Genomic DNA, 12,584 nt, shown 5'->3' with positions numbered 1-12,584 from the left:
TCAGCGGTAGGTGAACTTCGGCGGCCGCCGCGACAGGAACGCGGCCACCCCCTCGGCGTAGTCCTCGCCGTGCAGGGCCCCGAGCCGGATCTCGTCGACCTCGGCGTCGGATTCCTGTTGTCCCGCCACGATCTTCTCGATGATCCGGTTCATCCCGCGCACCGACGCCTGCGACCGCGAAGCCAGCGTCTCGACGAACTTCCCGGTCGCGGCCTCCAGCTCATCGGCCGGGAAGACGTCGTTCAGCAACCCGATCTCCCGCGCCCGCCGCGCGTCGACGAGTTCACCCGAGAGCAGGAAGTACTTCGCGTGCGCGGGGCCGACGAGTGAGACCAGCTGCCGGGTCGAGTCGAAGTGATAGACGATCCCGAGCTTCGACGGCGTGATGCCGAAGCGCGCGCCCTCCGCGGCGAAGCGGAAGTCGCAGGCGACCGAGAGCTGGCACCCGCCGCCGATGCAGTTGCCCTGGATCATGGCGACGGTCGGCTTCCGCGACGCCGTCAGCGCCGCCACCGCCCCGTCGACGGCCTTGTCGTAGGTCTCGGCCGCGTCGGCGGTGGACCGCAGCTCCTGGAACTCGCTGATGTCCGCGCCCGCCGAGAAATGCGCCCCCGCGCCGGTCAGCACGAGGACCTTGACCGCCGGATCTGCCTCCACCCGCGCCACCACGTCCGGGATCGCCGACCACATCCCGTAGGTGATCGCGTTCATCTTCTCCGGCCTGGTGAACGTCAGCCGCGCGACCTCGCCGTCGCGAGTGAACTCGAACCCGTCAGTCATGCACGGACTTTAGCCGGGACCCACCGGAGGTCACGAAGCCGAAGTGACCCGATACACGTCGTAAACGCCCTCGACTCCACGGACCACCTTCAGCACGTGTCCGAGATGCTTCGGGTCGCCCATCTCGAACGAGAACCGGCTGACCGCGACCCTGTCGCGTGACGTCGTGACCGACGCGGACAGGATGTTGACCTTCTCGTCCGCGAGCACCTTCGTGACGTCCGAGAGCAGGCGATGCCGGTCCAGCGCTTCGACCTGGATCGCGACGAGGAACACCGAGGACGCCGACGGCGCCCATTCGACCTCGACCAGCCGTTCGGGCTGGGCCCGCAGGTCGTCGGCGTTGGTGCAGTCGGTCCGGTGCACGCTGACACCGCCGCCTCGCGTGACGAAACCGAGGATCTCGTCGCCGGGCACCGGCGTGCAGCAGCGGGCGAGCTTGGCCCAGACGTCGCTGGCGCCCTTCACCACGACGCCGACGTCGTTCGAGCCACGCCGGCGGGTGACCGTGGACGGTGTCGCGCGCTCGGCGAGCTCCTCCTCCGCCTCGTCGACCCCGCCGATGAGCGCGACCAGCCGCTGCACGACGTGCTTCGCGCTGGTGTGGCCCTCACCGACGGCCGCGTACAGCGAACTGATGTCGGGATGCCGCAGTTCGGTGGCGACCGCGCCCATCGACTCGGCGGAGACCAGCCGCTGGATCGGGAGGCCGACCTTGCGGACCTCTTTGGTGATGGCCTCCTTGCCGCCTTCGATCGCCTCGTCGCGGCGTTCCTTGGCGAACCACTGCCGGATCTTCGCGCGGGCCTTGGGCGAGCCGGCGAACTGCAGCCAGTCGCGGCTCGGCCCCGCCGTCTCGGCCTTCGAGGTGAAGATCTCGATGACCTCGCCGTTCTCCAGCTTGCGCTCGAGCGCGACGAGCCTGCCGTTGACGCGGGCCCCGATGCAGCGATGCCCGACCTCGGTGTGCACGGCGTAGGCGAAGTCGACCGGTGTCGAATCGACCGGCAGCGTGATCACGTCACCCTTGGGCGTGAACACGAAGATCTCGCGCGAAGCGAGTTCGTAGCGCAGTGACTCGAGGAAGTCCCCCGGGTCCGCCGCTTCACGCTGCCAGTCGAGGAGCTGGCGCATCCACGCCATCTCGTCGACGTCCACGGCGTTCCCGTTGTGGGTGCCCTTGGTCTCCTTGTACCGCCAGTGCGCGGCGATGCCGTATTCGGCGGTGCGGTGCATCTCGTAGGTACGGATCTGGACTTCCAGCGGTTTGCCGTCCGGCCCGATCACCGTGGTGTGCAACGACTGGTACACACCGAAACGAGGCTGCGCGATGTAGTCCTTGAACCGGCCGGGCACCGGCTGCCACAGTGCGTGGACGACGCCCATCGCGGCGTAGCAGTCACGGACGTCCTCGACCAGGATCCGCACGCCCACCAGGTCGTGGATGTCGTCGAGGTCGCGGCCGCGGACGATCATCTTCTGGTGGATCGAGTAGTAGTGCTTCGGCCTGCCTTCGACCTTCGCGGTGATCCGAGAGCTTTCGAGATTGCCAGTCAGCTCGGTGATCACCGACCGCAGGTACGTGTCGCGCGAAGGCGCGCGATCGGCGACCAGGCGGACGATCTCGTCGTACTTCTTCGGCTGCAGGATGGCGAACGCCAGGTCCTCCAGCTCCCATTTGACCGTCGCCATGCCGAGCCGGTGCGCCAGCGGGGCGAGGACCTCCAAGGTCTCGCGGGCCTTCCTGGCCTGCTTCTCCGGCGGCAGGAAGCGCATCGTGCGCATGTTGTGCAACCGGTCGGCCAGCTTGATGACCAGCACGCGCGGGTCGCGCGCCATCGCGATGACCATCTTGCGGATGGTCTCGGCCTCGGCGGCCGTGCCGAGCTTGACCTTGTCCAGTTTGGTGACCCCGTCGACGAGCTCGCCGACCTTCTCGCCGAAGTCGGCCTTCAGGCTCTCGAGCGAGTAGCCGGTGTCTTCGACGGTGTCGTGCAGCAGAGCCGCCACCAGCGTCGTGGTGTCCATGCCGAGTTCGGCGAGGATGGTCGCGACCGCGAGCGGATGCGTGATGTACGGGTCGCCGGACTTGCGCCGCTGCTCCCGGTGGAGCTCTTCGGCGACGTCGTAGGCGCGCTGGAGCTGCGCGAGGTCCGCGTTGGGATGCAGCTCGCGGTGGATGACGGCGAGCGGTTCGAGAACCTGCTTGACCGGCGCGGCGCGCTGCGCGGTGATCCGGCGGGCGAGGCGGGCACGCACACGGCGTGTCGCGGACGGCGTCGGCGCTGCCCCCTGTCGCGCCGCACCGTTCTGCTCGGTGCCGTCCTTCGAGGACACCGCGGCATCGAGCTCTTGGCTCACCCGCACCTCCTGCGCTTCGTGCGGCCTTCGGACATCAAGGGTAACCGCTCCCCCTCGCGGCTCACTTGGTACGCCCGTTCAACACACCCGGAGGGCCTCCACACGGCGCCCTTCAAGCACGGAACGACCACCGAGCGCGCCGAGTTCCATGACCACCGAAACGCCGGTGACCTGCGCCTTCGCGTCTTCCAGGAGCTTGCAGGTCGCCGCGACCGTCCCACCCGTCGCGAGCACGTCGTCGAGGACCGCGACACGCTGGCCTGGCTGGACGACGCCTTCGGGGAGTTCGACGGTCGCGGTGCCGTACTCCAGCGTGTACCCGACCCTGCCCGCGACCCGGGGCAGCTTGCCGGGCTTGCGGATCAGCGCGACACCGAGGCCACGGGCATAGCCGACCGCGGCGGCCAGCAGGAATCCGCGTGCTTCCACACCCGCCAGCAGGTCCACGCCGGGATCGACAGTGGCGGCCAGCGCGTCGGCGACGGCCTTGAACCCCGCCGCGTCGGCGAACAACGGGCTCAGATCCCGGAACAGCACGCCGGGTTCCGGGAAGTCCGGCACGTCGGCGATGAGGTCGAGTGCCTTGTCCAGCTCCATGTACTTCCTGCTCTCCAGTCGTGCTTCCGGTCCCTGAACGCCAGGAAAGGTCCTTTCATTGCAAATTTCGCAATGAAAGGACCTTTCCTGGCGTTTGACGGCCGGGATTACTTCTTCCGCTTGCCCGACGGACGGCCCTTGTGGGCCTTCTGGTTCCGGGCGGGAACGCTCGCCGCGGCGGCGTACGCCTTCTCCTTGCGGAGTTCGGCGGCCAAGGCGTCCTCGTCGTTCGGGTCGAAGTCGTCGTCGCGCTCGGCGGCCTTGCGGGCCTGGTTCGCACGCCGCGAAGCGACCCGATCGGCCTGCTGCCGGTACTTCGGGTCACGCATCTTGAAGTCGACCAGCAGCGGGGTCGCCAGCGCGACCGACGACAGCACACCGACCACGGTGCCGGTGAGCTGCACCAGCGCGAGTTCCTGCAGGGTGCCGGAGCCGAGCAGGAGGTACCCGATCACCAGCAGGCCGAGGATCGGCAGCGCCGCGATCAAGGACGTGTTGAACGAACGCATCAGCGTCTGGTTCAACGCCAGGTTCGCCGCTTCCCCGTAGGTCCGGCGGGTCAGTCCGAGCAGGCCACGCGTGTTCTCACGGACCTTGTCGAACACCACCACCGTGTCGTACAGCGAGAACCCGAGGATCGTCAGCAGACCGATCACCGTCGCCGGCGTGACCTCGAAACCGATCAGCGAGTACACACCCGCCGTCACCACGATGTCGTTCAGCAGGGTGACCAGTGCCGCGGCCGCCATCCGGGGGTCGAAATACAACGCCAGGAACAGCGTGACCGCCAGCAGGAAGACCCCGAGCGCGATCAGCGCCTGCCGGGAGATCTCCCCGCCCCAGGACGCGCTCACCGCGCTGTCACTGATCGCCTGGACGCTGGGCTGGCCGGACGTCCCGATCGGGCCCAGTTCCTGGAACAGCGCCTGCTTGACCTTGGCGACCTCGGCCGCGTCCAGGGTGTCCGAGCGGAGCTGGATGGTCGACGAGACGCCGCTGCCGACCTTCTGCGCCTCGTCGGCGGGCTTGCCCAGCGCGGCGGCGAAGACCTCCTTGGCCCGCTCTTCGGTGATCTGCCCGCTCTTGCCGTTGGCGGGCAGCTGGATCTGCGTGCCGCCTTCGAAGTCGATGCCGAAGTTGAAGCCCTTGACGCCCATCGACGCGATGCACACCAGCACCAGCGCGCCGAAGAAGAGGTACCAGCGCTTGCGGACGCCGACGACGTTGAATACGCCGCTGCCCACATACATCCGGTGGAAGATGCTCTCGCGTTTGTTCTCGGTGGTGTTCTTCTCGTCGACCACGGTCACGCCTCCTTGACGTTCGGGCGACCGGTGGCGGGACGGGCCGCCTTGCGCTCCGAGCCCAGCTGCTGCACGGCGCCGAGGCCGAGATTCTTGGGGTTGGACAGGAACTTCGACTTCGATCGGGAGACCATCGCGACCAACGGATGCGTCACGAGGTAGACCACGACGAGGTCGAGCACCGTCGACATGCCGAGAGTGAACGCGAAGCCCTTCACGTCACCGACGGCCAGCAGGTAGAGGACCGCCGCGGCGAGGAAGCTGACCGCGTCCGCCGCGAGAATCGTGCGCTGGGCTCGGGACCAGCCCCGGGGGACCGCGGAGCGGAACGTCCTGCCCTCCCGGATCTCGTCCTTCAGCCGCTCGAAGTAGATGACGAACGAGTCCGCGGTGATACCGATCGCGATGATCAGGCCCGCCACGCCGGCGAGGTCGAGGGTGTACCCGATCCACCGCCCCAGCAGCACCAGGACGCCGTACACGATCGCGAACGACAAGCCGAGCGACAGGATCGTCAGCAGGCCGAGCAGCCGGTAATAGAACATGCAGTAGATGAACACGGCCAGCAGGCCGATACCGCCGGCGATCAGGCCCGCCTGCAGCGACGCGAGACCCAGCGTCGCGGACACCGTGGTCGCGTCCGAGGACTCGAACGACAGCGGCAGCGAACCGTACTTCAGCACATCCGCCAGGTCCTTCGCCTCGGTCTGGCTGAACCGGCCGGTGATCTGGGTCTGGCCACCGAGGATCGCGGCCTGGATGGTCGGCGCGGAGACGACCTGCGTGTCGAGGACGAACGCGGCCTGCTTCTGGACGTTCTTCGAGGTGAAGTCGCCCCAGATCTGGGAACCCTCGCTCTTGAAGTTCAGGTTGACGACCCACTGGGAGTTCTGGGTGTCGTAGGCCGAGGAGGCGTCGGAGATCTGCGTTCCGGGGAGGAACTCCGGCTCCAGCAGGTACTTCATCGAGTTCTTGTCACCGCAGGCGACCAGCGGCTTGTCGGTGAGGTCGTTGCCGACCAGCGGGTCCGACACCTTGGGGTCGCAGTTGAGGGCCGCGAAGGCCTTCTCGGCGGCCGCGGCCTGCTTCGCCTGGTCCGTCGACAGCAGATCGGGGTTCTGCCGGAGGCTCCGGGCTTCCTCGATCTCCCGCTTGGTCTTCTCGTCCGCGTTCTCGTCCGGCTGCTGCTGCGGCGCGCCGGCGGCGCCACCGCCGTTGGCCGGGCTGCTCGGCGGGGCGCCGGCGCCCGGTGAAGCCGGCGGTGCCGAAGACGGCGTGCCGGAAGCGGGCGGGGCCGACGGCTGCGGAACCGGGGTCACCGGCTGCGACGTCACGACCTTCCGGAAGCCCAGTTTCGCGGTCTTGCCCAGGGCCTTGGCCTGGTCGCCCTGCTCGCCGGGGACGGTGATGACGACGTTGCTGCCATCGAGGACGACCTCGGTGCCGCTGACGCCGATACCGTTGACCCGGCGCTCGATGATCGAGCGGGCCTGTTCGAGGGACTCTCGCGGAGGGTCGCCGCCGTCGGGATTGCGGGCGGTCAGCGTAACCCTCGTGCCGCCTTGAAGATCGATGCCGAGCTTCGGCGTCGGCTTGCCGCTACCGGTGAAGAACACCAGGGCGTACAGCGCCACCACGATCAGGGCGAAGAAGGCGAGATAGCGTCCCGGGCGGAGATGCCCGGCCGGTGCGGCCACTGTGCTTCGGTCTCCTCGGACGGACTGGGTTTTTCCCCAATGGACTTGGCTGTTCACTCACAGGACGGGAGTCCGGCGGTACCGCGAACGAGCACGACTATGACGACGGACACGCACGCAGCACCGAGACACTACTCGGTGCTGCGTGAGCCCGGCGTTGCCCCCGCACCTACGAAAGTCTGGTGTCGGGGATGGCCTTACAAGCGCTACTTCTTGCCGTGCTCCAGCGGAGGAGCGATCTGCGCGCTCGACTTCTCTTCGACGCGCTCGTCGTCCTTCGACTCGATGGCCGGCTCCTCGACGACGGCCTCGTCGTCGATCGTGTCGGCGTCGTCCACGTCGGTCTCGACGACCGGCTCGACCTTCTCGCGGACGGCCTGGCGCAGCCAGGTGGTCACGACGCCCGGAGCGATCTCGAGGTCGATCGTGGTGTCGGCGGAAGCGTCGGCGACAGACGCGTAGAGACCGGAGGTGGTCATCACCCGGTCACCGGGAGCCAGGCTCGAGAGCAGCTCCTGCTGCGCTGCCGCCGCCTTCTTCTGCTTACGGGTGCCCATGACGAGCGGAATCGCCACAACGAGCATCAGGAGCAGCGGCAGCAATAACTGGTTCATGATTCTCCATTTCGAGCGGACGCCGCGCGGTGCGCTGTTTTGTCCGGTTTGGCGGGGTGTGCTCTCTCCGAGTGTGCCAGGTGCCAGCGGAAACTCCACCACCACCCGTCGTCACCACGGGCCTCGGACCGCGTGAACGGTCCGGTCAGTCCTGGTCGAACAGGTTCGGTCCGCCCTGCTCGCCGCGCGTGGCACCGGCCGGGACCGGCAGGCCGAGGTGTTCCCACGCGGCCGCTGTGGCGACCCGGCCGCGAGGAGTGCGGGCGAGCATACCGGCGCGGACCAGGTAAGGCTCACACACCTCCTCGACGGTGGTCGGTTCTTCCCCCACCGCGACGGCCAGCGTGGACACGCCGACCGGGCCGCCGCCGAAGGAGCGGACCAGCGCGGTCAGCACCGCGCGGTCGAGCCGGTCGAGGCCCAGTTCGTCGACGTCGTAGACCTCCAGCGCGGCGCGCGCGATCTTGCGCGTGACCTTGCCGTCGGCCCGTACCTCGGCGTAGTCGCGCACCCGGCGCAGGAGCCGGTTCGCGATCCGCGGTGTACCCCGTGACCGGCGGGCGATCTCCGCGCAGCCGTCCCGGTCGATGTCGATGTCGAGGATCGTGGCGGCGCGCCGGGCGACGAGTTCGAGTTCGCTGTCGCTGTAGAACTCCATCTGGCCGGTGAAACCGAACCGGTCGCGCAGCGGGCCGGTCAGCGAACCGGACCTCGTCGTGGCGCCGACCAGCGTGAACGGCGCGATCTCCAGCGGGATGCTGGTGGCGCCGGGCCCCTTGCCGACGACGACGTCGACGCGGAAGTCCTCCATCGCGAGGTACAGCATCTCCTCGGCGGGGCGGGCGATGCGGTGGATCTCGTCGATGAACAGGACGTCGCCGGGCGCCAGGTTCGACAGCATCGCGGCCAGGTCGCCCGCGCGTTCCAGCGCCGGTCCGGAGGTGATCCGGATGGCGGCGTTGAGTTCGGCGGCGACGATCATCGCCATACTCGTCTTGCCCAAGCCCGGCGGACCGGAGAGCAGGACGTGGTCCGGCGGGACACCCCGGCGTCGCGCGCTCTCCAAGACGAGTTCGAGCTGTTCGCGCACCCGTGGCTGGCCGACGAACTCGTCCAGCTTGCGGGGGCGCAGCGTGGTCTCGACCTCGCGTTCGCCCGTCTGCGGCAGCGCCGAAAGCGTCTCGTCGTCGGCGTCGAATTCCGTCACGGCCTCATAGTCCATGTGGCCGGCTACCGCTTACGCCCGAGGGTGGCCAACGCGGCGCGCAGCACGGACGACGTCGTGTGGCCTTCGCCCTCGCCGAGCACCTTGTCGACGGCCTGTTCGGCCTGTTTGGCCGGGAACCCGAGGCCCGCGAGCGCTTCGACGACCTCGCCTCGCAGCGCACCGGGCGCGACGACCGCAGGCGAGCCGTCCGTCGGGCCCGCGAGCGCGGTGACCTTGTCCCGGAGTTCGAGCGTGAGCCGCTCGGCGCCCTTGCGGCCGATGCCGGGCACCTGGGTGAGCACGGTGATGTTGCCTTCGACCAGCGCGGAACGCAGCTTGTCGGGATCGAGGACGGCGAGTGTCGCGAGCGCGAGCCGCGGGCCGATCCCGGAGACCGTCTGCAGCAGGCCGAACAGTTCGCGGGCGTCCGCGTCGGCGAAACCGAACAGCGTCAAGGAATCCTCGCGGACGACGAGCGCGGTGTGCAGCATCGCCTCCTCGCCGCGGCGAAGCGTCGCGAGGGTGGCGGGGGTGGCCTGCACGGCGAAGCCCACTCCCCCGACCTCGATCACGACGTGGTCGAGACCGATGGAGAGGATTTCACCGCGTACCGAGGAGATCATCGAGCCGCTCCCTGCGTCTTTGCTTCCTTGGCCGCGGCGGCGAGCCTGGCCTTGTGGTTCTTGGCGATCTCGGCCGCCCTGGCCTCGGCTTCGGCGAGCCGGACGCGCATCGGTTCGCGCCAGAGATGGCAGATGGCGAGCGCGAGCGCGTCCGCGGCGTCCGCCGGATGCGGTTTGACCTCGAGGCCGAGCAGTCGCATGACCATACCGGTGACCTGCGCCTTGTCCGCGCGCCCGGACCCCGTGACGGCGGCCTTGACCTCACTCGGGGTGTGGAACACGACCGGCAGCCCGCGTTTGGCCGCGGCGAGCGCGACGACGCCGCCCGCCTGCGCGGTACCCATCGCGGTGCGCACGTTGTGCTGCGCGAAAACCCGTTCCACGGCGACGGCCTCGGGCTTGTAGCGATCCAGCCAGCGCTCGACGGCGTCGGAGATCCCCAGCAGCCGCACGGAAAGATCGGCGTCCGGCGGCGTCCGCACGACGTCGACGGCCACGGCGCGGACGGTGCGGCCCGTGCCGCCGTCGACCACTCCGAGCCCGCACCTGGTCAGACCGGGGTCGACCCCGAGTACCCGCACGCGTTTCCTCCGCACTTCCGGCGAACATCCGTTCGAGCCTGAGGCTACCCGGGGATCACTCCGGGCAAGATGAGGACATGCCGAGCCCCGACGAGTTCACCGTTCATCTGGGTCTCCAGCCGCTGCCCGTGGAAGGCGGCCGCTGGGCACAGAGCTGGCGCGACGAGACCGCTTCGGCGATCTACTACCTGCTGGCGCCTCCGGAAACGTCGGCGCCCCACCGGCTGGACCGGCTGGAGATCTACGCGCACCACGCCGGGGCTCCGGTGCGGATGCTGCTGTTGTTCCCGGACGGGCGGATCGCGCGACCGGTGCTGGGCCCGGACGTCGCGGCGGGTCAGCGGCCGCAGGTGGTGGTGCCCGCTGGGGTTTGGCAGGCGTCGGTGAGCACCGGCGAGTGGAGCCTGGTCGGGACGGTGGTGGTGCCGCCTTATACGGACGACTGCGTGGAGTTCCGGTCCGCGGTCGCTTTGGCCGCGGAGTGGCCGGAGGCGGCGGAGGACCTGGCGCCCTGGCTTGGGTGAGTGAGCGTTACCCCGGAGAGCCGGATCTCGCGTGATCAGGCACGTAACTCGCGTGATTGGACGCCGCACTCGATGATCCGCCTCTGATCACGCGAGTTACGCGTCCAAACACGCGAGTTACGTCTCTGATCACGCGAGTGCGGCTTCGGCTCGTCCCAAGCGCAATGAAGGGGCCTTTCCTCGCGAAATTTGCGAGGAAAGGCCCCTTCATCTCAAGCCTCAGCACACCTCAGGGGCCGTCGACGCCCGGCGTCCAGCTCTCCGGGTCACCGGATTCGGTCAGCACCGGCTGGTACCGCGCGAAGCCCTCGGGCGCGTCCGGATGCCAGGGGAAGTGCCCGTCCGGCGTGGCGACGATCAGTTGCAGCGCCGGGAAGTCCCCGTCCGGGTAGATCAGGAACGCGCTCCCGAAGTACTCGGGATAGTGCCCCTTCGCGACCCGTTCGAAGACCACCGGCGCGCCCTCGAAGAAATCGTCGTACTGCTTGCCGACTTCGAAGATCTCGCCGGCGGCCGCGCGGTCGACGTAGGCGTCGAGCAGGACCGGCCCCATGTGCCCGGGCAGTCCGATCACGACCGCTTCCGCAACTTGGTGCAGCGCCCAGGCGCACGCGGTGAAGCAGAAGGCCGCTTCCTCCTCGTCGCCTTCGACCGCGATGACCGCGTTCCCTCTCGCCTTCGCCTGTCCCTCGATCCACTGGATGAGTTCGGTCTCTTCGGCGGTGAGGGCGTCGGCTTCGGAGGTCGTCACGCGCGACATTGTGCCCCACGCGAGCGCCCGCACATAGCCCCGGGACCGATTTTCCGCGGCATGGCGGGAAAATCGATCAGCCGACCTCGGCCATGACCTCGTCGGACACATCGAAGTTCGCGTACACGTTCTGCACGTCGTCGCAATCCTCGAGCGCGTCGATGAGCTTGAAGACCTTCTTCGCGCCTTCGACGTCCAGCGGGACGCTGACCGACGGCAGGAACGTGAGATCCGCGGACTCGTACTCGAAACCGGCTTCCTGCAAGGCTTTCCGGACCGGCACGAGGTCGGTGGCCTCGGAGACGATCTCGAAGTTCTCGTCGAGGTCGTTGACCTCTTCGGCGCCCGCGTCGAGCACGGCCATGAGGACGTCGTCCTCGCCCGCGTCACCCTTGGGCATGATCACGACGCCCTTGCGGTTGAACATGTAGGCGACCGAACCCGGGTCGGCGAGCGAGCCGTTGTTCCGGGTGAGCGCGGTCCGGACCTCCATGGCGGCGCGGTTCTTGTTGTCGGTGAGGCATTCGATCAGCACGGCCACACCGTTCGGGCCGTAGCCTTCGTAGGTGATGGTCTGCCAGTCGGCGCCACCGGCCTCTTCACCGGCGCCGCGCTTGCGGGCGCGCTCGATGTTGTCCTGCGGGACCGAGTTCTTCTTGGCCTTCTGGATGGCGTCGTAGAGCGTCGGGTTGCCGTCCGGGTCGCCACCGCCGGTCCGGGCCGCCACCTCGATGTTCTTGATCAACCGGGCGAAGAGCTTGCCGCGCTTCGCGTCCAGGTTGGCCTTCTTGTGCTTCGTGGTGGCCCACTTGGAGTGGCCGCTCATCTCTCCTCCATCTACTCCTGTGCCCGCCGCTGAGCACAGTGTCGGTTTTGCTTAAGCCTGCCGCACGAGGTCGACGAACAGCCTGTGCACGCGTTCGTCCCCGGTGAGTTCCGGGTGGAACGACGTGGCGAGTACCGCCCCCTGCCGGACCGCGACGATCCTAGCGGCCGCGTCGTCCGAGCCCGGCATTTCGGGGACACTGGCGAGTACCTCGACCCCGTCGCCCGCCTTTTCGACCCACGGGGCGCGGATGAACACAGCGTGCACCGGGCCGCCTTCGACACCGGTGAAGTCGAGGTCGGCTTCGAAGGAGTCGACCTGCCGCCCGAACGCGTTACGCCGGACGACGACGTCGAGCCCGCCGAGTTGCCGCTGGTCAGGCCGTCCGTCGAGGGCCTGGCGGGCGAGCAGGATCATCCCGGCGCAGGAGCCGAACGCGGGCATCCCGTCCACGATGCGCTCGCGCAGCGGGTCCAGCAGTTCGAAGGTCTCCAGCAGCCTCGACATGGTGGTCGACTCGCCGCCCGGCAGCACCAGACCGTCCACTTCGGACAGTTCGCTCGCGCGGCGGACCGGCAGCGCACGCGCACCGGCACGTTCCACCATCGCGGCGTGCTCCCGCACGTCGCCCTGCAGTGCGAGCACGCCGACCACCGGCCGTGCCCCCGTCGCGATCGCCACCCGACCTCCCGAAAGACCTTCCCCTTAGCTTAGGCGCT

General features: G+C 68.6%; 13 protein-coding genes. 1 reads left to right on the top strand and 12 read right to left on the bottom strand.

Annotated elements, in window-relative coordinates:
* The 9 genes from DMH01_RS36940 to ruvC all read right to left on the bottom strand — a co-directional run bounded on the left by DMH01_RS36940 (position 1) and on the right by ruvC (position 9,764).
* Positions 1 to 780: an enoyl-CoA hydratase/isomerase family protein gene (locus DMH01_RS36940; protein ID WP_125683152.1), complete on the bottom strand. Its 780-nt coding sequence runs from the start codon at positions 778 to 780 to the stop codon at positions 1 to 3.
* A gap of 30 nt (positions 781 to 810) precedes the next feature.
* On the bottom strand, positions 811 to 3,141 hold the full coding sequence (locus DMH01_RS36935; RefSeq protein WP_125683150.1) for a bifunctional (p)ppGpp synthetase/guanosine-3',5'-bis(diphosphate) 3'-pyrophosphohydrolase: 2,331 nt from the start codon (positions 3,139 to 3,141) through the stop codon (positions 811 to 813).
* A gap of 78 nt (positions 3,142 to 3,219) precedes the next feature.
* Entirely contained in the window at positions 3,220 to 3,738 is a 519-nt protein-coding gene (locus DMH01_RS36930) for an adenine phosphoribosyltransferase (RefSeq protein WP_125683148.1), read from the bottom strand.
* A gap of 107 nt (positions 3,739 to 3,845) precedes the next feature.
* Positions 3,846 to 4,988 (bottom strand): protein translocase subunit SecF, encoded by a 1,143-nt coding sequence (gene secF, locus DMH01_RS36925; protein WP_233621834.1) that lies wholly within the window; start codon positions 4,986 to 4,988, stop codon positions 3,846 to 3,848.
* A gap of 56 nt (positions 4,989 to 5,044) precedes the next feature.
* Positions 5,045 to 6,739 carry a protein translocase subunit SecD gene (gene secD / locus DMH01_RS36920; protein ID WP_199745759.1) on the bottom strand — a complete coding sequence of 565 codons (1,695 nt, stop codon included), beginning with the start codon at positions 6,737 to 6,739 and terminating at the stop codon, positions 5,045 to 5,047.
* A gap of 206 nt (positions 6,740 to 6,945) precedes the next feature.
* Entirely contained in the window at positions 6,946 to 7,353 is a 408-nt protein-coding gene (yajC, locus tag DMH01_RS36915) for a preprotein translocase subunit YajC (protein ID WP_125683144.1), read from the bottom strand.
* Between the two features lie 145 nt (positions 7,354 to 7,498).
* Entirely contained in the window at positions 7,499 to 8,575 is a 1,077-nt protein-coding gene (gene ruvB, locus DMH01_RS36910) for a Holliday junction branch migration DNA helicase RuvB (RefSeq protein WP_125683142.1), read from the bottom strand.
* 8 nt (positions 8,576 to 8,583) lie between these two features.
* A complete protein-coding gene (gene ruvA, locus DMH01_RS36905; RefSeq protein WP_125683140.1) occupies positions 8,584 to 9,183 on the bottom strand; it encodes a Holliday junction branch migration protein RuvA in 600 nt (199 codons plus the stop codon).
* Positions 9,180 to 9,764: a crossover junction endodeoxyribonuclease RuvC gene (gene ruvC / locus DMH01_RS36900; RefSeq protein WP_125683138.1), complete on the bottom strand. Its 585-nt coding sequence runs from the start codon at positions 9,762 to 9,764 to the stop codon at positions 9,180 to 9,182. The genes ruvA and ruvC overlap by 4 nt, the downstream gene beginning before the upstream one ends.
* A gap of 77 nt (positions 9,765 to 9,841) precedes the next feature.
* Here ruvC and DMH01_RS36895 point away from each other — a divergent pair, with 77 nt between their 5' ends.
* Positions 9,842 to 10,288, top strand: coding sequence for a cupin domain-containing protein (locus DMH01_RS36895; RefSeq protein WP_125683136.1), 447 nt, complete (start codon positions 9,842 to 9,844; stop codon positions 10,286 to 10,288).
* Between the two features lie 229 nt (positions 10,289 to 10,517).
* Here DMH01_RS36895 and DMH01_RS36890 read toward each other — a convergent pair whose 3' ends face one another.
* From DMH01_RS36890 to pdxT, 3 genes are all read right to left on the bottom strand, one after another.
* Positions 10,518 to 11,048 carry a DUF4262 domain-containing protein gene (locus DMH01_RS36890; protein WP_125683134.1) on the bottom strand — a complete coding sequence of 177 codons (531 nt, stop codon included), beginning with the start codon at positions 11,046 to 11,048 and terminating at the stop codon, positions 10,518 to 10,520.
* 67 nt (positions 11,049 to 11,115) lie between these two features.
* Complete coding sequence (locus tag DMH01_RS36885) at positions 11,116 to 11,865, bottom strand: YebC/PmpR family DNA-binding transcriptional regulator (RefSeq protein ID WP_016334762.1); 750 nt, start codon at positions 11,863 to 11,865, stop codon at positions 11,116 to 11,118.
* A 51-nt stretch (positions 11,866 to 11,916) separates the two neighbouring features.
* A complete protein-coding gene (gene pdxT, locus DMH01_RS36880; RefSeq protein WP_125683132.1) occupies positions 11,917 to 12,546 on the bottom strand; it encodes a pyridoxal 5'-phosphate synthase glutaminase subunit PdxT in 630 nt (209 codons plus the stop codon).
* Between the last annotated feature and the right edge of the window lie 38 nt (positions 12,547 to 12,584).

It is taken from the genome of Amycolatopsis sp. WAC 04182 (assembly GCF_003947465.1).
GTDB lineage: Bacteria > Actinomycetota > Actinomycetes > Mycobacteriales > Pseudonocardiaceae > Amycolatopsis.
This window is presented reverse-complemented; position numbering and strand designations above follow the sequence as displayed.